The organism is Massilia arenae (assembly GCF_008014745.1).
GTDB lineage: Bacteria > Pseudomonadota > Gammaproteobacteria > Burkholderiales > Burkholderiaceae_D > Telluria > Telluria arenae.
The window spans coordinates 72168-97032 of sequence record NZ_VPFD01000008.1; the positions used below are offsets into that span (position 1 = coordinate 72168).

21 protein-coding genes and 1 tRNA gene are annotated in these 24865 nt (G+C 65.2%); 9 read left to right on the forward strand and 13 right to left on the reverse strand.

The features are described from left to right. Position 1: 1 nt before the first annotated feature. The 10 genes from FVD38_RS09295 to FVD38_RS09350 all read right to left on the reverse strand — a co-directional run bounded on the left by FVD38_RS09295 (position 2) and on the right by FVD38_RS09350 (position 11612). Positions 2-535 (reverse strand): MaoC family dehydratase, encoded by a 534-nt coding sequence (locus tag FVD38_RS09295; protein ID WP_147934558.1) that lies wholly within the window; start codon positions 533-535, stop codon positions 2-4. Continuing rightward, complete coding sequence (locus tag FVD38_RS09300) at positions 532-1788, reverse strand: acyl-CoA dehydrogenase family protein (protein ID WP_147934559.1); 1257 nt, start codon at positions 1786-1788, stop codon at positions 532-534. Before FVD38_RS09300 ends, FVD38_RS09295 begins: the two co-directional genes overlap by 4 nt. Positions 1789-1795: 7 nt before the next feature. Continuing rightward, the gene (locus tag FVD38_RS09305; protein WP_147934560.1) at positions 1796-2998 is read right to left on the reverse strand and encodes an acyl-CoA dehydrogenase family protein; all 1203 of its coding nucleotides are present in this window, start codon (positions 2996-2998) and stop codon (positions 1796-1798) included. 143 nt (positions 2999-3141) lie between these two features. After that, positions 3142-3885, reverse strand: coding sequence for a PEP-CTERM sorting domain-containing protein (locus FVD38_RS26440; protein WP_187271526.1), 744 nt, complete (start codon positions 3883-3885; stop codon positions 3142-3144). 370 nt (positions 3886-4255) lie between these two features. Further along, a complete protein-coding gene (locus FVD38_RS09325) occupies positions 4256-6562 on the reverse strand; it encodes a carboxy terminal-processing peptidase (RefSeq protein ID WP_147934561.1) in 2307 nt (768 codons plus the stop codon). A gap of 183 nt (positions 6563-6745) precedes the next feature. Next, positions 6746-7324, reverse strand: coding sequence for a hypothetical protein (locus FVD38_RS09330; protein WP_147934562.1), 579 nt, complete (start codon positions 7322-7324; stop codon positions 6746-6748). Between the two features lie 7 nt (positions 7325-7331). Then, complete coding sequence (locus FVD38_RS09335) at positions 7332-7883, reverse strand: thymidine kinase (RefSeq protein WP_147934563.1); 552 nt, start codon at positions 7881-7883, stop codon at positions 7332-7334. A gap of 97 nt (positions 7884-7980) precedes the next feature. Beyond that, entirely contained in the window at positions 7981-8508 is a 528-nt protein-coding gene (locus FVD38_RS09340) for a sugar O-acetyltransferase (RefSeq protein ID WP_308616798.1), read from the reverse strand. A 45-nt stretch (positions 8509-8553) separates the two neighbouring features. Then, on the reverse strand, positions 8554-10797 hold the full coding sequence (locus FVD38_RS09345) for a penicillin acylase family protein (RefSeq protein WP_147934565.1): 2244 nt from the start codon (positions 10795-10797) through the stop codon (positions 8554-8556). A 23-nt stretch (positions 10798-10820) separates the two neighbouring features. Beyond that, on the reverse strand, positions 10821-11612 hold the full coding sequence (locus FVD38_RS09350; protein WP_147934566.1) for a ParB N-terminal domain-containing protein: 792 nt from the start codon (positions 11610-11612) through the stop codon (positions 10821-10823). A gap of 210 nt (positions 11613-11822) precedes the next feature. Between FVD38_RS09350 and FVD38_RS09355 the strand changes: the two genes are divergently transcribed. The 9 genes from FVD38_RS09355 (at position 11823) to paoC (FVD38_RS09400) (ending at position 23107) form a co-directional block, all read left to right on the forward strand. Further along, a tRNA-Leu gene (locus FVD38_RS09355) sits at positions 11823-11909 on the forward strand. A 979-nt stretch (positions 11910-12888) separates the two neighbouring features. Beyond that, the gene (locus FVD38_RS09365; RefSeq protein ID WP_147934567.1) at positions 12889-13173 is read left to right on the forward strand and encodes a Rap1a/Tai family immunity protein; all 285 of its coding nucleotides are present in this window, start codon (positions 12889-12891) and stop codon (positions 13171-13173) included. A 203-nt stretch (positions 13174-13376) separates the two neighbouring features. Beyond that, positions 13377-13652, forward strand: coding sequence for a hypothetical protein (locus tag FVD38_RS09370; protein WP_147934568.1), 276 nt, complete (start codon positions 13377-13379; stop codon positions 13650-13652). Between the two features lie 395 nt (positions 13653-14047). Beyond that, entirely contained in the window at positions 14048-14896 is an 849-nt protein-coding gene (locus FVD38_RS09375; RefSeq protein WP_147934569.1) for a universal stress protein, read from the forward strand. A 10-nt stretch (positions 14897-14906) separates the two neighbouring features. After that, positions 14907-16718: a PHA/PHB synthase family protein gene (locus FVD38_RS09380; protein WP_229493544.1), complete on the forward strand. Its 1812-nt coding sequence runs from the start codon at positions 14907-14909 to the stop codon at positions 16716-16718. 283 nt (positions 16719-17001) lie between these two features. Further along, positions 17002-17655 (forward strand): aldehyde dehydrogenase iron-sulfur subunit PaoA, encoded by a 654-nt coding sequence (gene paoA / locus FVD38_RS09385; RefSeq protein ID WP_147934570.1) that lies wholly within the window; start codon positions 17002-17004, stop codon positions 17653-17655. Further along, positions 17652-18605, forward strand: a complete 954-nt coding sequence (locus FVD38_RS09390; RefSeq protein WP_147934571.1) for an FAD binding domain-containing protein — start codon at positions 17652-17654, stop codon at positions 18603-18605. Before paoA ends, FVD38_RS09390 begins: the two co-directional genes overlap by 4 nt. A gap of 4 nt (positions 18606-18609) precedes the next feature. Next, positions 18610-20817, forward strand: coding sequence for an aldehyde oxidoreductase molybdenum-binding subunit PaoC (gene paoC / locus FVD38_RS09395; RefSeq protein WP_147934572.1), 2208 nt, complete (start codon positions 18610-18612; stop codon positions 20815-20817). Between the two features lie 88 nt (positions 20818-20905). Continuing rightward, complete coding sequence (gene paoC, locus FVD38_RS09400) at positions 20906-23107, forward strand: aldehyde oxidoreductase molybdenum-binding subunit PaoC (RefSeq protein ID WP_147934573.1); 2202 nt, start codon at positions 20906-20908, stop codon at positions 23105-23107. A 4-nt stretch (positions 23108-23111) separates the two neighbouring features. Here paoC (FVD38_RS09400) and FVD38_RS09405 read toward each other — a convergent pair whose 3' ends face one another. The 3 genes from FVD38_RS09405 to FVD38_RS09415 all read right to left on the reverse strand — a co-directional run bounded on the left by FVD38_RS09405 (position 23112) and on the right by FVD38_RS09415 (position 24803). After that, complete coding sequence (locus FVD38_RS09405) at positions 23112-24089, reverse strand: diguanylate cyclase (protein WP_147934574.1); 978 nt, start codon at positions 24087-24089, stop codon at positions 23112-23114. 99 nt (positions 24090-24188) lie between these two features. Next, complete coding sequence (locus FVD38_RS09410; RefSeq protein WP_123070961.1) at positions 24189-24398, reverse strand: hypothetical protein; 210 nt, start codon at positions 24396-24398, stop codon at positions 24189-24191. Next, the gene (locus FVD38_RS09415) at positions 24399-24803 is read right to left on the reverse strand and encodes a hypothetical protein (protein WP_147934575.1); all 405 of its coding nucleotides are present in this window, start codon (positions 24801-24803) and stop codon (positions 24399-24401) included. It abuts the gene before it with no gap. Positions 24804-24865 lie beyond the last annotated feature (62 nt).

Below are 24865 nucleotides of genomic sequence, written 5' to 3' on the forward strand. Positions count from 1 at the left end.
CTTAGTTATTCCTGGTAGGCCGGCGCCCGTAGAGGCCGATGCCGTCGACCGTGCACACCTGGTCGCCGTGCTGGTTGGTGGCGATCCAGGTCGACCAGACGACGCCGCGATCGGGTTTGCTGGCGGACGCCTTGACCTGGCGCGTCAGGTAGCGCACGCGCAGGATGTCGCCGGGCCGTACCGGTTGCAGCCAGCGCACGCCATCCAGGCCGGGCGAGCCCATACCGTCGGCCTCGTTCAACAGGCCATCGACCACCATGCGCATCATCATGCTGCAGGTGTGCCAGCCGCTGGCGATCAGGCCGCCGTAGGGCCAGGCTTGCGCCGCGCCGGCATCGACATGGAAGGACTGAGGGTCAAAGGCGTGTGCGAAGGCGAGGATTTCGGCCTCGGTGACGGTGCGCTCGCCCAGGTCGATCTCCTGGCCGGGATAGAAGTCTTCGAAATACCAGCGCTTGCCGGCCGGCGCATCGGCCTGGACGTGCCCGCGCTTGTCCGCCAGCATGCCCGCTCCCTCGTCTGGTCCTGCCGTCATGCGGCCTCCCGGAAGCCTGGCTGCGCGATGAAGCGCTCCAGGTGGTGGTCCATATCGCCCAGCGTCAGTTCGATCATCGACAGGCGCTTGAAGTAATGCGAAGCCGGCAGCTCGTCGGTGACGCCCATCCCGCCATGCAGCTGGATGGCGCCCTGGCCGATAAAGCGCGCGGCCAGGCCAACGCGATACTTGGCGGCCGACACCACGCGCCGGCGCATCGCGAGGTCGCCGTCGGCATCGCGACCGGCGCCGGCATTGACGCCGGCATTGACGCCGGCATCGGCATTGGCACTACCGGCGCTGCCAGCCGAACGCGTCAGGGCCAGCGCCGCCAGCAAGGCCATCGACCGCGCCTGCTCGAGATGGATCGCCATATCGGCCATCCGGTGCTGCAATGCCTGGAACTTGCCGATCGGCGCGCCGAACTGCTGGCGCGTCTTGAGATACTCGAGCGTCGTGTCGAACAAGGCCTGCATCACCCCCAGCGCCTCGGCGCACAGTAGCCCGGCGCCATAATCCAGCGCCGCATCGAGAATGGCGGCGCCCTCTTCCACCGGACCGATCACGGCATCCGGCCCGACCATAACGCCGTCGAGCACCACGCTGGCCGCACGCAAGCCATCGAGCGTGCGGTAGCCCGTGATGCGCAGGCCGGCGCTGTCGCGCGGCACGACGAACAGGCTCACGCCATCCATGCCTTGCACATTGCCCACATTCGCTGCGCTCCCCAAGCCCACCGCGCTCTGCGCGCTTCGGGCCGACACGATCAGCGCATCGGCTTCGGCGCCATGCAGCACCACCAGCTTCTCGCCGTGCAGGCGGTAGCGGCCATCGATATCCTCGGCCCGGGTCGAGATGTCGAAGGCGTCGTGACGCGACTGTCGCTCGCCCAGCGCGCAGGCAAGCTTCGTTTCGCCGGCCGCAACCCGCTCGAGCAGCGCGCCGTGCCCGCCACCCTGGCGCAGGAATTCGGCGCCCAATACCGTCGCCACATACGGTTCGACCACCAGTCCACGGCCGAGTTCCTGCATCACGGCGAACATGGAGAGGGCGTCGCCGCCGAATCCTCCGTGTGCCTCGGGCACCGGCAGCGCCGTCAGGCCCAGTTCGACCATCGTCGCCCAGGCTTCAAGCGAGACGCCCGATTCGGAATGGACGATCGCGCGCCGCGTCTCGAAGCCGTAGTCGCGGCCAATCCAGCGCCGGATCGCATCGGCCAGCTGCTGCTGTTCCCCGTTCAGTTCGAAATGCATGCCGTCCTCACAGTCCCAGGATCATCTGGGAGATGATATTGCGTTGGATTTCGTTCGACCCGCCATAGATCGAGGTCTTGCGGTAGTTGAGATAATAGCCTGCCAGCGGGGCCGCATCGTCGTCGCCCGCGATGGCGTGTTCGCGCGCGCCGTCCAGGTAATCCGGATCGAAGGGCAGCGCCAGCGGACCGGCCGCTTCGACCATCAGCTCGGTGAGCGCCTGCTGGATCTCGGTGCCCTTCACCTTCAGCATCGACGCTTCTGGGCCTGGCGCGGCCTCGCCCCTGGCCAGCACGCGCAACACCGTCATTTCGAGCGCCATCAATTCGATCTCGAGCGCCGCCACCTTCGCGCCGAACAGCGGGTCGTCGAGCAGCGGCCGTCCGCGCTTCTGTTCGCGCAGCGCCAGGCGCTTGACGAAGGCCAGCTCGCGCTTGGAACGGCCGACGGCGGCGATGCCGGTGCGCTCGTGGCCAAGCAGGTACTTGGCATAGGTCCAGCCGCGATTTTCCTGGCCCACCAGGTTGGCGACCGGCACCCTGACGTCGTCGAAGAAGACTTCGTTGACTTCGTGATCTTCGTCCAGCATCGCGATCGGGCGTACCGTGACGCCGGGACTGCGCATGTCGATGAGGAGGAAGGAAATGCCCTCTTGCTTGCGCACGCCGGGATCGGTGCGCACCAGGCAGAAGATCATGTCGGCGTGCTGGGCCAGGGTGGTCCAGGTCTTCTGGCCATTGACGATGTAATGGTCGCCATCGCCGTCCTGCACGTGGACCGCTCTGGTCTTGAGCGCCGCCAGGTCGGAGCCGGCGCCGGGTTCGGAATAGCCCTGGCACCACCAGTCCTCGCAGGACAGGATGCGCGGCAGGTAATAGTCCTTCTGCTGCTGGCTGCCGAAGGCCATGATCACGGGCGCCACCATATTGACGCCGAACGGCAGCACTTGCGGCGTGCCGGCCAGCGCGCATTCTTCCTCGAAGATGTGGCGCTGCAGCGGCGTCCAGCCGGGGCCGCCGTATTCGACCGGCCAGCCGGGCGCGGCCCAGCCCTGGGCGGCCAGGATGCGGTGCCAGCGGACGTAGTCGTCGCGGGTCAGGCGCAGGTGCTGCCGAACCTTGTGCTGCAGTTCAGGGGGAAGATGGGAAGCGAGAAAAGCGCGGACCTGGTCGCGAAAGGCCAGGTCCCCGTCGGAATAGTACAGGTCCACGTCGTCTCCTTGTTGTTGTCGTCATGAATAGCACGATCGTTCACAAGGATTGTACCTGAATCGACCGCGCCGCCAAGCGTGGACGGCGCGGATGGCCGGAACTGGCCCGGGCGCGACGCGACCAGGCCAGGCCAGGAAGCCGATTACTGCTTGGCGTTGCGGCGACGCGAGAAGGCGCCGGCGCCCACCAGGCCAGCCAGCATCAGTGCGATGGTGCCTGGTTCCGGCACGGCGTTGACTTCGTCCGGCAGTGCGCCGATCTGGTCCTGGACCGGCAGGGTGAAGACCGGATCGGCATCCGGCGCCGGCACGGTCACGTTGCCGCCACCGCTGTCGCTGCCCGTGCCTGGCGTGGCAGGGCTGCCGCTATTGCCGCCAGGGGCCGGGCTGGCGCCACCCACTGGGGCGCCGCCACCGCCGACCGGGGCACCGCTGCCACCACCGCCACCGCCACCGCCACCGCCGGCAGCCGGGGCGCCGGCCGCTGGTGCGCCAGGAGCGACGCTGCCGCCCCCCCCATTCTGGCCAGGCACGATCTTCACGCCGTCGCCATCGTTGATGACCGAGACCGAATTACCGTAACGGGCCGCCAGCAGGCCGTTACCGGCGCTCAGCACATAGGCGGCGTCGATGCCTTGCTGAACGAAGAGTTTCTGTGCATCGGCGGACGACAGGCTGGCGCTGGCCTTGCCGATCAGGTTGCCAGTGGTGCCGTGTGCGACGCCGCCAACTAGGCTAACGTCACTACCCAGCACACCCGAACCGATCACACTGGTGCCGTTCCCGGCGGTCCATCCATTCTGGAAGCCTGTCGTGGAGACGACATCTGCCTGGGCTGCACCGGCGCAGGCCAGCAGGGCAGCAACAACGAGGTGACGTGTTGACATGAAGATAACTCCTAAGAGAAGTGAGGATTATTATTTTTACAACTACAGAGTTATCGTATCACAAACCAAAAAAACTTAAGTTTTGATCAACCGCAAATCGTGCATGCGATTTTATTGCTGAGTTATAGTCGTTCTGTGCCTCCAATCTATCTACTGACAGCAAGTTCATTTTATTAGGAGCGTTACTGCCAGAACATGTACTTTCGAAGGGGGCGCTGGAGGATGCGGTGTGCACCCTGATAAACTTGCTAGTTATTCTGGCAAGAAACGTGATGGAAACGAATTGTTTTGAGCAGCAGAAAAAAGGCCACACCGTCACGGCGTGGCCTTTCATGGCATCGCGCGACGTTATGCCGCGCTTCGTAGGTTATTACTTGCTGTCAACCACCGTCATATACGGCATGACGCGCGACGCCATCCGGGTATCGGTCTTCAGCATGCCGACCTCGTCCGCCAGGATATTGGCCGCTTCTTGCAGCATCACGTCCTTGGCGTCCTTGGCCGCCTTCTCGGCCGCCAGTTCGGCCTGGAGATCTCGCTCGTCGCCTTGCAGGCCATCGTCCTGGCGCGGGGTGCCGCGCAGGGCAACCACCGATTTCTCGGGCTTGGTCGGGTCCGGCGCCTCGGCGCGCTTCTCCGCGCTGCCCGGACCGCTGGAAGGCTCGCCCGGCGTGGCCGAGGTGCCAGCCAGCCGTGCTTCGCGCAGCTTCGAGCGGGCATCCTGGGCATCGCGCTCCTTGCGGCGCACTGCCTCGTTCAGCGAGATGACATTCTCCTTGCGCAGCTTCAGCACCTCGTTGATGTCTTCTTGCAGGAACTGGAAGTCCTTGTCGTTGGCAATGCGTTCTTCATGGCGCTTCTGCAGCGGTGCGACAAGTTCCTTCAGGTCGCCCAGCGGCATGTATTGCGCCGGCTTGATCGCCACCCATGGCAAGGCATTGTCGTAGGACGATTCGCCAAAGGTGTCCAGATCGGTCAGCACCGGCAGCTTGATGTCCGGCGTCACGCCGCGCAGCTGGGTGGTGCCGCCATTGATGCGGAAGAACTGGGCGATGGTCATCTTCAGCTCGCCATAGCGCATCTTTTCGTTCGGCGCAAAGCGGTCGAGGTCGATCAGTGTCTGGACCGTGCCCTTGCCGAAGCTCGGTTCGCCGATCACGAGGCCACGGCCGTAATCCTGGATCGCCGCCGCAAAGATCTCGGACGCCGAAGCCGAACCGCGGTTGATCAGCACGCCCATCGGACCGTCCCAGGCCAGGCCGGGTTTAGTGTCGCTTTCGACTTCGACCCGGCCTTCGGCGGTGCGCTGCATGACGACCGGTCCCTTGTCGATGAACAGGCCGGTCAGCTCGACCGCCTCGGTCAGCGAGCCGCCGCCGTTATTGCGCAAGTCGATCAGGACGTTGTCGACCTTCTCTTTCTTGAGTTCGACCAGGATGCGTTCGACGTCGCGGGTCGCGCTGCGGAACTCGCGGTCGCCCTTGCGGCGCGCTTCGAAGTCCTGATAGAAGGTCGGCAGCGCAATGACGCCGATGCGGCGCTCAACGCCGTTTTCCTTGACCTTGATGATCGACTTCTTGGCGGCCTGCTCTTCCATGCTGATCTTGTGGCGCACCATCGTGACGGTCATGTGCTTGGCGTCGACGCCGCCGGCGCCGGGGATGACGTCCAGGCGCACGGTCGAACCTTTCTCGCCACGCACCAGCGCCACCACGTCGTCCAGGCGCCAGCCCAGCACGTCGACGAACGGCTTGTCGCCCTGGGCCACGCCGACGATGCGGTCGCCGACCTTAAGCTTGCCGGACTTGTCGGCCGGGCTGCCGGGCACGATCTCGCGGATGATGGTGTAGTCGTCGCGCGACTGCAGCACGCAGCCGATGCCTTCGAGCGACAGGCGCATCGCGATGTCGAAGTTGTCGGCCGAGCGTGGGCCGAGGTAGTTGGTGTGCGGCTCGATCGCGGTCGCATACGCGTTCATGAACATCTGGAACACGTCCTCGTTGTTCAGCTTGCGGATGCGGTTGACGTAGTTGTCGTAGCGTTTATCGAGCGTTTCGCGGATCGATTTGTCGTCCTTGCCCGCCAGTTTGAGGCGCAGCCAGTCGTTCTTGACGCGCTTGCGCCACAGGTCGCGGATTTCGTCCTCACTCTTGGCCCAGGACGCCTTCTCGCGGTCGAGCTCCATCGTCTCTTCGGTGGTGAAATCGAAGTTGGTCTTGAGCAGGCCGCGCGCATAGGCCATGCGTTCGGCAAAGCGCTTCTGGTAAAGGTTGTAGATGGCGAACGGCGCGGTCAGGTCTTCGTTGTTGATGGCGTCGTCCATCTGGGTGCGCAGCGCGGCGAATTGATCCAGGTCGGCCTGCGCGAAGTACAGCTTCTCGCCGTCGAGCCCATCGAAGTAACTGTCGAAGATCTTGGCCGACATCGCGTCGTCCAGCGGCACCGGACTGTAGTGGTAGCGGCCCAGCACGCGCGAGGCCCACAGGGCGGCCTGGGTCTGGGCAGCAATCGGCTTCATCTCGAGCGAAGCGGGGGCCGCGGCGGTTTTCTTGGTGGAGTCTGGGGCCTTGGCGGGCGCCGCGGGCGTTGCGATGGCAGCCGATTTCTCGGGCTGTGCGGTCACCACATGGGCGGACATGGCAAAAGCCATGGCGGCGATGAGCACGTGCTTCTTCATTCTGCGTTTCTCCGTACGGAATTCCTTGCGGATGCGACATGACCAAATATCGATAAGCCAGCCATACCGCGCTTTGCGATCCATTCTACAGGATAGAACCACGTGCCAGAGGCGGCTTGTCCCACTTGAAACGCCGGAATCGCCGCAAATTAAGTCTGCCGTAAGCGATTTATTTCCGAGTATTTACGCCTTGATAATACCCAAGGCCGCATCCTTGAAATACCAGCATGCCAGGACCAGCGCCAGCAGCGGCGCCCAAGGCCAGGACCGGGCCGCCAGCCTCCAGTCGACCGGCGATGGCCAGAATGACAGGAACTGGGGCGCGAGGAAGAACATGATGGCCAGGTCGACCGGCTCGAAGGCCAGCCCCCCACGCGTGCGCCACCACGCCACGCCGAGCGGCACCAGCAGCACCAGCAGCGGCGCCAGCGCGGCCGGGGCCGCGTTATACCAGCGCAGGTTGGCGAAGGTGACCGAACCGAGTTCCCAGTTATGCCCTCCCTTGGGCCGCTTGATGCGGCGCGGGAAGACGCTCATCCCGACTGGTTCGGCATTGGTCAGCAAGCCCACCGAGAAATGGGCGAGCTCATGGCACAGGGTGCCGGCGGCGGTGAAGACGAAGAAGGCGGGATGGGCGCTGGAGGCGATCCACAGCAGCACGGCCAGCGCGGCCGAAGGAATCAGGTAAACAAAGATGTCGAGCGCGGGCCCGGCCGCGGCGCAGGCGGCGACCGGGAGCCAGGCGCCGCAAGCGAAGGACATGGCGGGCTCAGGCCGAATAGAAACAGCGCCCGCAGGCCTGGCGGTAGCTTTCGTTGCCGCCGATGCTGACCTGTTCGCCTTCGCGGATGCGGCGGCCCTGTTCGTCAACGCGGATATTCATGGTCGCCTTCTTGCCGCAGGTGCAGATATTCTTGATTTCCTCGATATCGTCGGCCAGCGCCAGCAGGTAGGCCGAACCGGGGAACGGTTCGCCGCGGAAATCGCTGCGCAGTCCATAACAGATGACGGGCACGCCGCGCACCTGCGCCAGCTGGTGCAACTGGCTGACCTGGGCGCTGGTAAGGAATTGAGATTCATCGACCAGCAGGCAAGCCACGCCGGACACTTGCTCAAGGAAATTGGTCTCGGTCTCGAACACCTCGGCATTGCGCTGGGCGCCCAGGCGCGAGGTGATCAGGCCGACGCCGTAGCGGTTGTCGATCGCCGCCGTATAGAGCTTGACCTGCTGGCCCTGCTCTTCGTAGTTATGGGCGACCTGCAACAGGGCGGTCGATTTGCCGGCGTTCATCGCCGAGTACCTGAAATAGAGTTTGGCCACTGCCCTGTCCTGCCTTGCTGTCCTTTGATGCGAAGCTGGGATTATAGCAAGCGGGAAACAGGCACCGCCAGCCATTCAGCGCCGGACGAGACCGCGATCAGGCCGAAATCGGCTGCGCCGGATTGCCTGCCACCTGGGCGCCTGCTGCCACGTCATGGGTGACCACGCTGCCGGCGCCGACGATGGCATCGTCGCCGATCGTCACGCCCGGCAAGATGATGGCGCCGCCGCCGATCCAGACGTTGCGGCCGATGGTGACCGGCCGCCCGGATTCGAAGCCGGCGCGGCGCAGCGCCGGATCGCGCGGGTGGTCGGCGGTATAGATGTGCACGCCCGGGCCGATGCGGCAATCGTCGCCAATGACGATCGGCGCGACGTCGAGGAAAACACAATCGAAATTGATGAAGACGCGCGCGCCGAGCGTGATGTGCCAGCCGTAGTCGCAGTGGAAAGGCGGACGCACGGTCGTGCCCTGCCCTGCGCGCGCGATCCTTTCCCCCAACAAGGACTGCCAGCTGGCCGGATCGCCCAGCGCGCCGTTGTAGCGCGCCAGCCAGGCAGCCGTCGCATTCTGCTCGGCACGCAGATCGGGATCGCTGGCGTGATACTGCATACCAGCCAACATTTTTTGCTTCTCGCTCAGTTCCACGCGGTCCCTTCTGTAGTGGGCTTACTGCCCCGGATGATATTTGCGCTCCAGGTTGCGCTCGATGTCTTCCTTGTAGAACAGCACGTCCTTGAACTCGCCGCGCGCATACATCGCCGCCTGGTCGTTGAAATGCGGCGAGCGCGGATCGCCGCTCTGGCCACCGGCCAGGATGCTCTTGGCCTTGATGCGCGGGCCGAACTCCACCGCCGCGACGAAGCTGTTGCCGCGATCGCCATAGATACGTTTGGTGTTCTGCTTGGCCGACATGCCGAACGAGGCCAGCGAACCCCAGTTGGCCGAGGCGAAAGCGACCGGAATGCTGGGCTTGCTGTCGTCATACTGCTGGTCGACGTCGCCGCTGATGCGCTGGAAACGGTTGATCTCGCCCCATGGTGTGCGCCAGTCGCCGAAGTCGGCCTGCAGCTTGTTGGAGGCGCGCACCAGCGCATCCAGGCGGTCGGCCGGGCTCAGGCGGGAAGCGATGTAATCGACCGCCGGGATGTTCTCGGCGCGCGCACGCGCGCCATGCTCCGCCACCATCTCTTGCCCCCAATAGACCGCGAGCGAAGTCGGCACCGAATCGATCGCGTAACGCAGGTTCCAGTTGCGCAGCACGGCGATTTGCTCAAGCAACGCGGCCTTGCGCGCATCGCTGTCGTGCAGCGCTTCATAATCTGCCACCACCGCCGGCACCAATGGCTCGAACGCGGCCAGGCGCGTATCGTAGGACGCCGCGATCAGGCCATCGATCGTGAGGCCCTTGGCATCCTTGAACACGCGATCGGCGTTGCGGCCACGGGCATTCTCGGGCAGCGACCACATATAGGCCGGATAACTCGCGCATTTCGGGCTGCTGCCGGCGCCGGCCGCATTACACGGCCAGTTGTTGGTGTTGGAGATGTAGCCGCTGGCCGGGTTCAGCAGGGTGATCGTTTCCTTGATCTCGTGCAGACCCTGCCACTCGGTGGCCGGATTGCTGCCGTCGACCGGGCGGGTCCAGTCGAAGCGCGGGTCGCGTTTCGGGATGAAATTGCCGTGGAAGTAGGCAATATTGCCCTGCGCGTCGGCGTACACCGTGTTATTCGAGGAATTGGTCCGCAGCTCCATCGCCTTATAGAAAGCGTTGTAGTCGCGCGCCTTGGTACGGGTATAGGACTGGGTCAGCGCATTGAGCGGGTCATCCATCAACTTGACCGACACCCATTTATTTCCCTCCTGGCGCACGACCGGGCCGTGGTGGGTGAAATAGGCGGTGACGGTGCGGCTGGCCATGCCGCCGTTCGGCGTTTTATAGGGCAGGTTGATCTGCGCGGTGCGCATCCGGCCTTCGTGCTTGCCGTATTTATAGAAGAACTCGCCGTCGCGCTCGACCACGGTCTCGAGGTATTCGTCGATCACGTCGCCGCCGCCCGAGGTGTGCATCCAGCCCAATTTGTCGTTGAAGCCCTGGTAGATGAAGAACTGGCCCCAGGTTACGGCGCCGTAGGCATTCAACCCCTCCTCGCTGACCATGTGCACCTCGGGACGGAAATAGAACGAGGTGTGCGGATTGATCATCAGGAGCGCATGGCCGCTGGCCGAGCGCTTGGGGGCAATCGCGAAGCCATTCGAGCCGCGCGGCTCTGGGTCGAAACCCTTGTCGACGCCGGCCTGGGCCAGCACCGGACGCTTGCCATAGAAGCGTTCGAGTTCCTTGAGGTCGATCGATTCGATGTCGCCGCCGATGCTGCCTTCGCTGAACGTCAGGGCCATCCAAGGTTCGAAGCGCGTGATGAGCTTTGGCTTGACCTCGGGGTGGGTGTGCAGGTAATAGTTCAGGCCGTCGGCGAAGGAATTCATCAAATTCTTCAGCCAGGCTGGGCTGGCGGCGTACTTGGCCTGCATCTCGGCCGGCTGGATGTACATCTTCATGCGCAGGTCGCGCCAGATTTCCTTCTCGCCCTCGACCTCGGCCAGGCGCCCCATCGCATTGATGTAGTTGAGCTCGATGCGGTTGAAGTCGTCCTCGGCCTGGGCGTACAGCATGCCGAACACGGTGTCGGCGTCGGTGCTGCCGTAGATGTGCGGAATGCCCCATTTGTCGCGCATGATCGTCACCCGGTGCGCGGTCGCTTTCCAGCGCGCAACGTCGGCGGCGCTGAACGCCTGCGTTGCGGGCGCGGCACTGGCCGGCGCCTTGGCCTGGGCGACGGCGAGTCCTGGGGCGCCCAGTCCGGCCAGGAGAGAGCCCAGCAGGAGCGGCGTGAACGAACGTGGAATGCGCATCTTTGGTCTTCCTTCAGGTCGTGTTATTCGTCGTCCAGGCCGGCATTGGCCAGGCGCTGCTTGAGCCGCTGGTTATCGGTGAGCAGCGTTGCCATGCGATCCTTGAGGCTTGCCACTTCCTTGCGCAGGGCCGCGAGCTCGTCTTCGGGATCGAGCTCGACCTTTTCCTTTTTCGGACGGGTGGCCATCTTCTGTTCACGCACCTGGCGCGCGGCCTGCTGCAACTCCTTGCGGCCACCGGCGACGGCGGCGATCTGCTGCTCTTCCGGCAACTGCGCCACGTTGGCGGCGGCATTGATCGAGATGGCGCCGGTGCGAACCGCCTCGCGCAACTGCGGGGTAGCGGCCTTCTGGATGCGTTCGATCTGGCTGATGGTATTGCTCGAGACGCGGGCTGCGCGCGCAACGTCCTCGCGGGTATTCCATGGCGGCGAGGTCTCGTCGGCCGGGGCGTTCTTGTCGCCCTCTTCCTGCGGCGGCTGCTCGGCCATCCGCGCCGCGACGAGTTCCTTCTTGCGCAGGGCGAGCACGCCGCGCTGGAAGTCCGACACACTGCGGCGCGCCAGATGGTTGTCGATCATCCACAGCATCACGTCTTCGAGCGAGGCGAAGTTGTTGTTGTGGACGGTGCGGAAGGGAATATTGTGCTTCGTGCAGATCTCGTAGCGGTTATGGCCGTCGATCAGCGTGTCGCGCCAGAGCACCAGGGCGTCGCGGCAGCCCTCGGTCTGCAGGCTGCGCTCGAGCGCGGCGTATTCGATATCGGTGAGCGGGTCGACGAAGGACCGCAGCTCGTCGTTGATTTTGATGTCCAATTCTTGTCCTTGCTTGGTCTTGCCAGTGGTAGCGTCAGCTTGGGTGACGCCGGTTGGCATGCTACACCATCCGGGCGGGGGTTCCAAAGATGCAAGAGACCGGTTGGGAGGGACCGGCGGGCGATCATGCCGCGTGGAGGGGCTTATCAGGAGGATAAAGTTGCCAAACCGCTCCGAATTGAGCACGCTTGTGCTAGAATCTCGGGCGTTGCCCGGATGGTGAAACTGGTAGACACCGCAGACTTAAAATCTGCTGCCAGCAATGGCGTGCCGGTTCGATTCCGGCTCCGGGCACCAAGAATTTACGCGGCTTTGCAGGTAAGTACCTGCTTCGTTTTACTGTTGCAGCTTTTCCGCAAACTGCGGGCGTTTCCGCAAAAGCGCACTTCCCCCCACCCTCTTCTACCTCGTCGGATTGACCAGCTTGCCATCGCGGTGGCGCACACATTTCTGGGTCGTCGGCGTCGTAGGAACAAGTGTTCCTGCGCGGCCCGGATCCCAGCCACTTCGTCCACGTCCGTGACCGCTTTCGGGTCGAATATCCTGGAATTGACGCTCCTCGACACATGCGCAACGCAGCTAGCCCGCATCGATCAGAACTCGAGCTGCTCGACTGAGATCCCGAGCGCCTTGGCGATCTTGCCAACGGTCGGACGACGCAGCGAGTCGCTGGCCTCCTGCTTGGCGTACGACGGTTGCGATCTCGTTTGCTCACCTCGTAGATTTCGACGATTTTAATCTCCCCGTCCCAGTCAAACAGGCCCTGTAGCTGCCAACTCGCAAGCGATAGCCGCTAGCGTGGTTCGTCAGCGCCCTGACGTTCTGGAGATTCCGCATCGCCGCCAGCTTCGTCACTGCATAGGAAATCTGGAGCTGTACCAGCTTGTCCAGTTTTCTGAACTGCTTGGCCGCTTTTGGGGTCCAGCTGACCGAGTTCAAAAAATTAGTTATAGCCTTTTTATAGCCTTTAACAAGAGAAGGCTAAAGCTGTTTTGACCTATCCGTGCCATCTCTTTGCTGAGGCGACGCTTGCAGCCCAGCCAGTGCCGAACCACAAGGCCGTCTTGCTCATCCGCATCTTTCAATTGAGAGTTGATCTGCGCCAATCTGCTATACATAGCCCCCTGCGAATATGGGTGGGCTATAAAAAGGAGATCCGATAGAAAAATTGAAAGGCGAAGCCCCACACAGGGGTGTCGTAGGCGCGCTCGGCGCACTGGTTCTGGCTTGGGCCGCGCCAGCCGTTGGAGCGCCGCAATCGCCACATGTTCCCGCGATGACCGGCGAGCAGTTTGTGCGCGATATGCGCCCCCTGCCCGACAGCGATCTTGCTTCGATTCGCCGCGAGCGGGCAATGGGCTATATGGATGGCGTCATGGATGGCACGGTCGGCCTGCTCTGGTGCCCGGCTGGGCAGCACGTTGGGCATGAGCTCAGCTATCTAGCCGCTGAGCAAATGGAGACGCTGCCGGCGGACCAGTTGAAGAAAGGTGCCGCACCACTCATCGTGGCTGCCCTGGCCAAGATCTACCCATGCCCAACTAAAGAGAGGATGTCGTGAGAACGGCACTGCTCATAATGAGCACAGCACTCGAAGTCGCCTGAGCCGCCAGCGACCACAACGCCCGTGGTCCAGCCTTTGATTCATCCATTTCGCAACACTCGAACATCCGGAAGCAAGAGACTGAGGCCGATACCCGTTCAGTATCTTGCGCACTCACAAGTTCCGTAATACGCTGACCAGGTTAACTTCTAGCGGGCATCATGGGATTTTTCTCGGCATCAAAATCGTTCTTTTCTGCCATTACGGGCGCGCTCTCGACGACCCATTCCTGGCAGTACAACGCGTACCGAGACCAGCGCACCTGCACCTGCTGTGGCAGGCATGAAGAAATGGTCCTCGACCTGGTCAGCACGAACTGGGAAGTGCTCGTTCCCGGCGACCTGAGCGCGCACGCCGCCAAGCCTATCACCAGCGATCCGCAACCGTCCACCGCGCCTGACCTTGTCGCGGCGCGTGCCCCAGGCACCTCCAGCTAAAAAAAGGCCGCTGCCGCACGAAGCAGGCAACGGCCAAGTCCTCGGCAGGGCCGAGATGGAGACACAAGAGAACCGACCACTTCGCCGGTAATGACATAAGTATGCGGCCATGCCGGATAGTCACAAGGCCTAAAAGAGGTAATCGCTACCGCGTCCTTGCGTCAGAGCAGTCGTACGCATTGCCGACAATGCTTGCAAGCATTCATCTCCCCCTTCTTTCTCAGCTTTTTGATTCACATCAACCACGTCCCTGACACGCGTCCGATCCGGGAATAAAGTGGACTTCAAGTAATCCAAGCGTATAGGCCAGATGCCGTCCAGGGTCCATCCCCTCGGCGGGATACCGGCGTGCCTATCCGCCCGAGTCCGCTTTTACCGAGAAGAAAGGAACGAGCATGTACAAGACCATCGTGGTTCATGTCGACGGCAGTCCTGAGCAAGAGGCGCGCCTGGTTGCCGGCGCCCTGCTTGCCAATGCCTTCGACGCCCACCTCGTCGGCAGCGCCGCCACCGGCATTTCCTGGTTCGACTATTCCCTGCTGGTCGGCTCGATGGGCGCGCCGATGATGCCCGAATCCGATTTCAGCGGGGTGCGCGACGCGGTCGAGGCGCGGCTCGAAGAATTCAGCACCGCCGTCCAGCGTCACGGCGTCAACAGTTTCGAAACGCGTATGCTCGAAGACGACGCCCGCTACGCCCTGCTGCTCGAATCGCGCTACGCCGACCTCGTGATCGTCAGCCGCGACGGCGAGCCGATCGCCGTGCCGGGTATTCCGGCCCAGGCGCGCGGCTTGCCCGAATACGTCGCACTGCACGGCGCGCGTCCCGTGCTGGTCGTGCCGCCCGGCTGGAAACAACGGGCCCTGCCCGGCACCGCCGTCGTCGGCTGGGACGGCAGCATGCAGGCGATCCGCGCGATCTCCGCCGCCCTGCCCCTGCTACGGCAGGCGGATGCAGTCAAGCTCGCGCTCATCAATCCCGGCGCCATGGCCGAGATGCATGGAGAAGAACCGGGCGCCGACATGGCGCTGCACCTGGCGCGCCACGGGGTCAAAGTCGACGTCGTTATCGAGACCACTCGCAGCAGCACCGGCGAGGCGCTCCTGAAGGTCGCGCGCGAGCACGATGCCGGCTTGCTGGTCACAGGCGCCTTCGGCCACAGCCGCTACCGCGAGTTCGTCCTCGGCGGCGTCACCCGCTCCCTGCTGGCGGGCAGCACGACGCCGCTCCTGATCGCGCACTGAGCGCAACCGCATGCCGCGAGCCTCCGCCATGGCGCCCGATACTCGCCCGAATGCCCGCCCCGATGCCGCCGGCAGCACGCGCCGGCTCGAAGGCAGTGCCTGGCTCGGCGGCACCCACCGCCATGCGCGGGTCGCCGGTGGGCAAGTCCATGCCGACCTCGTACTGTGGGCCTGGCTTGGGCGCCTCACCGGCAACCTGTCGCCGGCCGCGCTCGCCATGGCCTGGTTCGACTGGGCCAGCCACCTCATGATGTCGCCCGACAAGCAGCACGAGCTGGCGACCGACGCCACCCTCGGCTGGCAGCGCTGGCTGCAATACCTGGTCACGCCGGCCGCCGATGGCGCCGACCTGGTGCGGCCGCTGGCCCAGGATAAACGTTTCGTCGATCCGGCCTGGAACACCTCGCCCTGGCACCAGCTCAGCCAGGGCTTCCTGCTGAGCCAGCAGTGGTGGCACCGCGCCACCTCCACCGTGCGCGGCGTCGCGCCGCACCATGCCGATGTCGTCACCTTCGTCGCGCGGCAGATGCTCGACTGCGTGGCGCCGTCGAACTTCGTCACCACCAACCCCGTCGTGCAGCGCGCCGTGCTGGCCAGCGGCGGGATGAACCTGGCCAATGGCGCCGCGCGCGCCTGGCGCGACGTGCAAAGCCTGCTCGCAGGCACGCCACGCGTGGTCAACTTCCGGCCGGGGCGCGAGGTGGCCGTCACGCCAGGCAAGGTGGTGATGCAGAACCGGCTCATCGAGCTGCTGCGCTACGACCCGGTCGGCCCCGACGTGCACGAAGTGCCGCTGTTGATCGTGCCGGCCTGGATCATGAAGTTCTACATCCTCGACCTGTCGCCGCACAATTCCCTGGTGCGCTACCTGGTCGAGCGCGGCCATACCGTGTACATGGTGTCCTGGAAGAATCCGCAAGCCGAAGACCGCGACCTCACCATGGACGACTACCGCCAGCTGGGCATCACTGCGGCGCTCGACGCCATCGTGGCCCAGACCGGCGCCAGCAAGATCAATGCCGCCGGCTATTGCCTGGGCGGCACCCTGCTCGCGATCGCCGCCGCCGCGATGGCGCGCGACCACGACCGGCGCCTGGCCAGCATCTCGCTGCTGGCGGCCCAGGTCGACTTTACCGAGCCCGGCGAGCTGTCGCTGTTCATCGACGACAGCCAGGTCAGCTTCCTCGAAGCCGCCATGTGGCAGCAGGGCTACCTCGACACGCGCCAGATGGCCGGCGCCTTCCAGCTGCTGCGCTCCAACGACCTGATCTGGTCGCGGCGCCTGCGCCACTACCTGCTCGACCTGCCCGAGCAGGAGAGCGACCTCATGTCCTGGAACGCCGACGCCACCCGCATGCCCTATCGCATGCACGCCGAATACCTGCACCGCCTGTTCCTGCGTAACAGCCTGGCCAGTTCGCGCTACGTGGCAGGCGGGCATCCCGTCTCGCTGAGCGATATCGACGTGCCGATCTGCGCAGTCGGCACGCTCACCGACCACGTCGCGCCATGGCGCTCGGTGTACAAGATCATCCCGCTCACCGACACCGAGATCACTTTCATTCTCACCAGCGGCGGCCACAATGCCGGCGTGGTTGCCCCGCCGGGCAGTCCCAACCGCAGCTACCAGATCGCTGTGCACCGCCATGACGATCCCTACATCGATCCCGACCGCTGGCTGGCGCGCGTGCCCCAGCTCGAAGGCAGTTGGTGGCCCGCCTGGGATCAATGGCTCTTACGCCATGCCGGCAAGCATGTCGCGCCGCCGGCGCCGATCCCACACACGGCGCCGGCACCGGGCGACTACGTCCTTCAGCAATAGCTTAGCGCTCTCGTTCTGCTCCATTGCGCCGGCCAGCGCCTCCGGCCGGCGCGCAGGCCGGCGCGCAGGCCATTCATGCCGCCATCTCTACCCAACTTCTCACCCTGTCGGCTGATATTTACAGCCCTCAAGAAACTTCAAGTTTCAAGGGAACGCGGCCTTCGCGGCAGCTGACTTAGAATCAATTCGACAACTCCGCAAGCCCTTCCACATCTGTCGGCGCCGCAGTATTGACGCCGAGAACAGGCGTGGGCAACGCACTCTAGAGAAGGAAGCCACAAGCATGGACCAATTCAGCGACGTCAAGCTCACCCGGCGCGACCTGTTGATCGCCGGCGCCCTGTCGGTATCGACCGCGGCCGTCCCGGGCGCGCATGCCCAGCAGGCCGCACCAATGGCTGACGCGACCACCACTCCCGAGCCGGTCACCACCGGCGTCACTTTCACCGTCAACGGCAAGCCGGTCACCCTACAGCTGGACACGCGCACCAGCCTGCTCGACGCGCTGCGCGAGCACCTGCACCTGACCGGTTCCAAGAAGGGTTGCGACCAGGGCCAGTGCGGCGCCTGCACCGTCATCATGGACGGCCGCCGCATCAATTCCTGCCTGTCGCTGGCCGTCATGCACGAAGGCGCCAACATCACCACCATCGAGGGCCTCGGCACGCCTGAGAAGCTCCATCCGATGCAGGCCGCCTTCATCAAGCACGACGGCTACCAGTGCGGCTACTGTACCCCCGGTCAGATCTGTGCCAGCGTGTCCGTGATCGAGGAAATCCGCCAGGGCATTCCAAGCCACGTGACCGCCGACCTGAACGTAAAACCACTGCTGTCCGTGGAAGAGATCCGCGAACGCATGAGCGGCAATATCTGCCGATGTGGCGCCTACTCGAACATCATAGACGCGATCACCGAAGTGGGAGGGGTCAAGGCATGAAGGCATTTACCTATCAGCGCGCCACTTCGCCGGCCCAGGCCGCCCAGCTCGTCGCCCGCACCCCGAACGCCCGCTTCATCGCTGGCGGCACGAATCTGCTCGACCTCATGAAACTCGAGATCGAGACCCCGACCGCCCTGGTCGACGTCAACGGCCTGGGCTTCGACAAGATCGAGCCGACTTCGGATGGCGGCCTGCGCGTGGGCGCCCTGGTGCGCAATACCGACCTGGCGGCCGACGCGCGCGTGCGCAAGGATTACGCCGTGCTGTCACGCGCCCTGCTGGCGGGCGCCTCGACCCAGTTGCGCAACAAGGCAACCACCTCGGGCAACCTGCTGCAGCGCACCCGTTGCCCCTATTTCTACGATACGGCGCAGAAGTGCAACAAGCGCCAGCCGGGCAGCGGCTGCGCCGCCATCGGCGGCTTTACCCGCCACCACGCGGTAGTCGGCGCCAGCGAAGCCTGCATCGCCGTGCACCCGAGCGATATGGCGATCGCCATGCGTCTGCTCGACGCCGAGGTGGAAACCGTGAAGGCCGACGGCAGCATGCGCAGCATCCCGATCGCCGACTTCCACCGCCTTCCGGGCAACACCCCGCATATCGAGACCGTGCTCGAACCGGGCGAATTGATCACTTCCGTCAAATTGCCAAAGCCCTTGGGCGGCGTGCACGCCTACCGCAAGGTGCGCGACCGCGCCTCCTATGCTTTCGCGCTGGTGTCGGTGGCCACCGTGATCCTGCCCGACGGTAGCGGCCGCGTGGCGGTCGGCGGCGTGGCCCACAAGCCGTGGCGCGTCGAAGAGGCGGAACGCCAGATGGCGCAAGGCGCCAAGGCGGTGTCGGATCGCCTGATGGCCGGCGCCCGCACCACCGAGGACAACGCGTTCAAGGTGGCCCTGGTGCACCGCACTCTCGCCGAAGCGATCAACGCAGCGAAGAAAGGCTGATCCCATGAAATTCACCACTGCAGCCACCACCAATCCCATCGACCGCCAGCGCTACGTCGGCCAGCCGCTCGACCGCATCGATGGCCCGCTCAAGTGCACCGGCATGGCGCCCTACGCCTACGAGCACCACAAGGAAGTGCCGAACGCCGCCCACGGCTTCGTGGTCGGTTCCAGCATCGCCAAGGGCCGCATCGCCTCGGTCGAGATCGAGGCCGCGCGCCGCGCGCCTGGCGTACTGGCCGTGGTCACGGCCGCCAATGCCGGCAAGCTGGGTAAAGGCGACATGAACGTCGCCCATCTGCTGGCCGGCCCCAAGGTCGAGCACTACCACCAGGCCGTGGCGCTGGTGGTCGCCGAGACCTTCGAGCAGGCGCGCGCCGCGTCCCACCTGGTGCGCGTGAAATATGTCGAAGAGAAAGGCAAGTTCGACCTGGCCGCCGAGAAGGACAAGGCGGTAAAGCCCACCTGGGAATCCGACCCGCCCGACTCCAAGGCCGGCAACTTCCAGCGCGGTTTCGATACCGCCCCGGTAAAACTCGACGCCACCTATACCACCCCGGACCAGTCGCACGCGATGATGGAGCCGCACGCCACCACCGCGGTCTGGGAAGGCGACAAGCTGACGGTATGGACCTCGAACCAGATGATCGCCTGGTGCGTCAACGACCTGTCGAAGACGCTGAACATCCCGAAGGACAAGGTGCGCGTAATCTCGCCCTATGTCGGCGGCGGCTTCGGCTCCAAGTTGTTCCTGCGCGCCGACGCCCTGCTGGCGTCCCTCGGCGCGCGCGCGGCCAAGCGCCCGGTCAAGGTGGCGCTGCACCGTCACCTGATCTTCAATAACACCACCCACCGCCCGGCCACCATCCAGCGCATCCGCATCGGCGCCGGCCGCGACGGCCGCATCACGGCCATCGGCCACGAATCCTGGAACGGCAACCTGCCCAAGGGCAGCTCGGAAGTCGCCACCCAGCAGACCCGCCTGCTGTACGCCGGCGCCGACCGCATGACCGCGACCCGCGTCGCCATGCTCGACCTGCCGGAAGGGAATGCGATGCGCGCGCCGGGCGAGGCGCCGGGCATGATGGCGCTCGAGGTGGCGATCGACGAAATGGCCGAAAAGCTCAACATCGACCCGGTGCAGTTCCGCATCCTGAACGACACCAAGGTCGATCCCGAAAAGCCGATCCGCAAATTCTCGGAGCGCCGCTTCGTCGAGTGCATGCGCATGGGCGCCGAGAAGTTCGGCTGGAACAAGCGCAATCCCAAGCCGGGCCAGACCCGAGATGGGCGCTGGCTGATCGGCTACGGCGTGGCCTCGGCCTTCCGCAACAGCCCGGTGATGAAGTCGGCGGCGCGGGTGCGGCTCACCGGCGAAGGCAAGGTGATCGTCGAAACCGACATGACCGATATCGGCACTGGCAGCTACACCATCATCGGCCAGACCGCAGCCGAAATGCTCGGCGTGCCGCTCGAGCAGGTCGAGGTGCGCCTGGGCGATTCCAGCTTCCCGACGTCCGCCGGCTCGGGCGGCCAGTGGGGCGCGAACAGCTCGACCTCGGGCGTGTACGCCGCCTGCGCCAAGCTGCGCGAACAGGTCGCCGCCAAGCTTGGCGTCAAGGAGAGCGAGGCCGAATTCGTGGACGGCACGGTCCGCACTGGCGGGCGCAACCTGCCGCTGGCGCAAGCCGCCGCCGGCGGCGAGCTGGTGGCCGAGGACACGATCGAATTTACCGGTGGCCTGGACAAGAAGAACCAGCTGTCGACCTTCGGCGCCCACTTCGTCGAAGTCGCGGTCGACGCGGTCACTGGTGAAGTCCGGGTGCGGCGCATGCTGGCCGTGTGCGCGGCAGGCCGCATCCTTAATCCCAAGCAGGCGCGCAGCCAGGTGATCGGCGCGATGACGATGGGCGTGGGCGCGGCGCTGATGGAACACCTGGTGGTCGACAAGCGCCTCGGCTTCTTCGCCAACCACGATCTCGCCACCTACGAGGTGCCTGTGCACGCCGACATCCCGCACCAGGAAGTCGTCTTCCTCAAGGAAGAAGACGAGCTGTCCTCGCCCATGAAGGCCAAGGGCGTCGGTGAACTCGGTATCTGCGGTGTCGGCGCCGCGGTCGCGAATGCGATCTACAACGCCACCGGCGCGCGGGTGCGCGAATACCCGATCACGCTCGACAAGCTGATCGAGAAGATGCCGCTGCCGGCCTGACGCCGCATGCGGGGCGGCGCCGCGGCGCCGCTCCGCTTCTTTTCTTGATGCGAGCGCCGCGATCGCGGCGCCTGGAGAGGTCACGCCGATGAAATTCAACACTCCCGCCACCACCAATCCGATCGACAGGCTGCGCCACGTCGGCCGCCCCTACGACCGCGTCGACGGCCCGCTCAAGTGCACCGGGCGCGCCACCTATGCCTATGAACACCACCGCGAAGTGCCGGGCGCGGCGCATGGCATCGTGGTCGGTTCCGCCATCGCAAAGGGGACGGTCGCCGCCATCGACGTCGAGGCGGCGCAGCGCGCGCCGGGTGTGCTGGCGGTCGTCACCGCCGCCAGCGCCGGTAAACTCGGCAAGGGCGAGAAGAACACCGCGCGCCTGCTCGGCGGGCCGAAGATCGAACACTACCACCAGGCACTGGCCCTGGTCGTGGCCGAGACCTTCGAGCAGGCCCGCGCCGCCGCCAGCCTGGTGCGCGTGCGCTACCGCGAAGAGAAAGGCAGTTTCGACCTGGCGAAGGTCAAGGACAGCGGCATCGCGCCCAAGCCGGAGCGCGACTATCCGCCCGATACCCGCGCCGGCGACTTCGAACGCCATTTCGAGCTGGCACCGGTCAAGCTCGACGCGGTCTACACCACGCCCGACCAGTCGCACGCGATGATGGAACCGCATGCCACCACCGCGCGCTGGGATGGCGGCAAGCTGACGATCTGGACCTCGAGCCAGATGATCGACTGGTGGCGCAGCGACCTGGCCAAGACCCTGCACATGCGCAAGCAGGACGTGCGCGTGGTCTCGCCGTATATCGGCGGCGGCTTCGGCGGCAAGCTGTTCCTGCGCGCCGATGCCCTGCTGGCGGCGCTCGGCGCGCGCGCCGCGGGGCGTCCAGTCAAGGTGGCCCTGCAGCGCCACCTGGTCTACAACAACACCACCCACCGCCCCAAGACCATCCAGCGCCTGCGCATCGGCGCGGGCCGCGACGGCCGCATCGCCGCGATCGGCCACGAAACCTGGAACGGCAACCTGCCGGGCGGGCGACCCGAGGTCGCAACCCAGCAGACCCGCCTGCTGTACGCCGGCCAGCACCGCATGACCACCACCCGCGTGGCCGTGCTCGATCTACCCGAGAGCAATTCGATGCGCGCGCCGGGCGAGGCGCCGGGCCTGATGGCGCTCGAGATCGCGATGGACGAGCTGGCCGAGAAGCTGGGCATGGACCCGGTCCAGTTCCGCATCCTGAACGACACCCGGGTCGATCCCGAGAAGCCGATCCGGCCCTTCTCCGAGCGGCGCTTCATCGAGTGCCTGCGCACCGGCGCCGAACGCCATGGCTGGAGCAAACGCAACCCGAAGCCGGCGCAGGTGCGCGAAGGCCGCTGGCTGATCGGGCATGGCGTGGCGGCGGCCTTCAGGAACAGCCCCGTGATCACCTCGGCCGCGCGCGTCAGGCTGCGCGCCGACGGCACGGTGGTCGTCGAGACCGACATGACCGATATCGGCACCGGCAGCTACACCATCATCGCCCAGACCGCGGCCGAGATGCTGGGCGTGCCGCTGACGCAGGTCGAGGTGAAGCTGGGCGACTCCGACTTTCCCGTCTCGGCCGGCTCGGGCGGCCAGTTCGGCGCCAACAGCGCCACCGCCGGCGTGTACGCGGCCTGCGTCAAGCTGCGCGAGCAGGTGGCCGGCAAGCTGGGACTTGACGGCGAGACGGAATTCGTCGACGGCGCCGTGCGCGCGGCGGGCCGCAGCCTGCCGCTGGCGCAGGCGGCGCGGGACGGCGAACTGGTGGCCGAGGACGTGATCGAGTTCGGCGACCTGGCCAAGAAGAACCAGCTGTCGACCTTCGGCGCCCACTTCGTCGAAGTGGCGGTCGATGCCGTCACCGGAGAAACCCGCGTACGGCGCATGCTGGCCGTGTGCGCGGCCGGCCGCATCCTCAATCCGAAGGCCGCGCGCAGCCAGGTGATCGGGTCGATGACGATGGGCGTCGGCGGCGCGCTGATGGAGCACCTGGTGGTCGACCAGCGCCTGGGCTTCTTCGCCAACCACGACATGGCCACCTACGAGGTGCCGGTGCATGCCGACATCCCGCACCAGGAAGTGATCTTCCTGGACGAGGAAGACGAATACTCGTCGCCGATGAAGGCCAAGGGCGTCGGTGAGCTGGGCCTGTGCGGGGTCGCGGCGGCGGTGGCCAACGCGATCTACAACGCCACCGGCGTGCGCGTACGCGAGTATCCGGTCACGCTCGACAAGCTGCTGGACCGGCTGCCTCCCGTGTGAAGGTTCAGGCGGCGGCGTCCACCGCGTCGCCGTCGGCGACCACGCGATTGCGGCCGCCGCGCTTGGCCGCGTACAAGGCCTTGTCGGCCGCCTCGATCAGCGCTTCCGGCGCATTCAGGCGCGCGCGGTCGAAAGCGGCGACGCCGATGCTAAGCGTGACCTGCGGATGGTGGGCGGCCGGCGCCTGCTGCAGGCCCAGGCCGGCGACGTGGGCGCGGATGCGGTCGGCCAGCACGCGCGCCTGTTCCAATGTGGTGTCGGGCAGCACGGCCGCGAACTCTTCGCCGCCGTAGCGCGCCGCCAGGTCGGCCGGCCGCTTGAGCATGCCGGCCAGCTCCTGGGCCACCATGGTCAGGCAGCTGTCGCCCTGCTGGTGGCCGAAGTGGTCGTTATAGGCCTTGAACGAATCGATGTCGACCAGCAGCAGCGCCAGTGCGCTATCCGCGCGCTGTGCGCGGCGCAGTTCGCGCTCCAGCGCCACGTCGAAGTGGCGCCGGTTGGCGATCCCGGTCAGGCCGTCGATATAGGAACGCGCACGCAGCGATTCGGCATGTTCCAGCAAGCGCCGCTCGCGCACGGCGACGCTGCTCACGTCGCGGATCTCGACCAGGCAGAAGCGCCGGCCGTCCTCGTCGAAGGGCGTGACCGAGACCGCCTGGTCGATCAGGGCGCCGTCGAAACTGCCCGGCTCGCGCAGCGGGAATGGCGCGCGGCTATGCGAGAGCGGCACGTGCTCGGTAACCACGCCTTCGAGCAAGGCGGCGAAGATGGCCGCCTCGACACGCGAGCCGCGCAGGTCGGGAAAGACTTCGATCAGCGCATGGCCCTGCATGCGCGCCGCGCCGCGGCCGGAACGCGGCACCAGCCAGCCGTTCCAGAGGACGATGCAGCCTTCATGGTCGAGCACGATCACACCGCAATCGACGAGATTGAGCACCCGCGTCGGCAGGCTGCTGATGGATTCTGGCTTGGAGTTGGTCACGGATCGGCAAATGTTGAATTTGGGAAACAATTCAAATCATACCGGAAATTCCTGGACCAACGAAAGAAACGGGTTTGCCGGCAGCCGCGCCGGCCGGGGTCAAGGCGGGCTTTGCAGCATATGCCAGGCCATCGCCACGCAGACGATCGCCACGAAGAACAACAGGCCAAACACGAAGATGCGCATCGAATTGGCCAGGCCCGACACGGCGCGGTTGGCGCTGTCGTTAAGCTTGCCGCGCCGGCGCGCCCCGTTCAGCAGCATCGAAATGAAGATGAACAGGGTCGCGCAGATCAGTACCAGTTTCATTTATGTCCGCACTGCCACCAGGATCAGGGCCACCACCGCCAGCAAGGCCGACAGGCCGGCGGTCACGCTGAGCCAGGTGATCTTCTGGCGCTGCACGTCCATCTTGGCGATCAGCTGGGCATTCTGGTCGGCCAGGTTGGCGATCAGTTCGGAGGCTGCACGCATCTGGTTGCGCAAGTCGTTCAGCTCCGCATCGTTCTGCTCGGAGCGCGCGATCAGGAGACCGATGACGTCGTCCTCTTGCGCGGCCATCTCGGGGCTCAAGCCGGTCGCCGGGTCTACCGCCCCCGGTTTGCGATTGACCGTGTCCCACAGGCGACGCGCGCCGGTCGCCACCTGGGGCGCGGCGCTGATCACATCGCTCCACGGAACGGTCTTCAATACGGTCCACCAGCCTGCTGCCATACCTGCTCCTTGTCAATCATATTAGCCCGGAGCATACCATTGCCGGACGATGCGGCCAAACG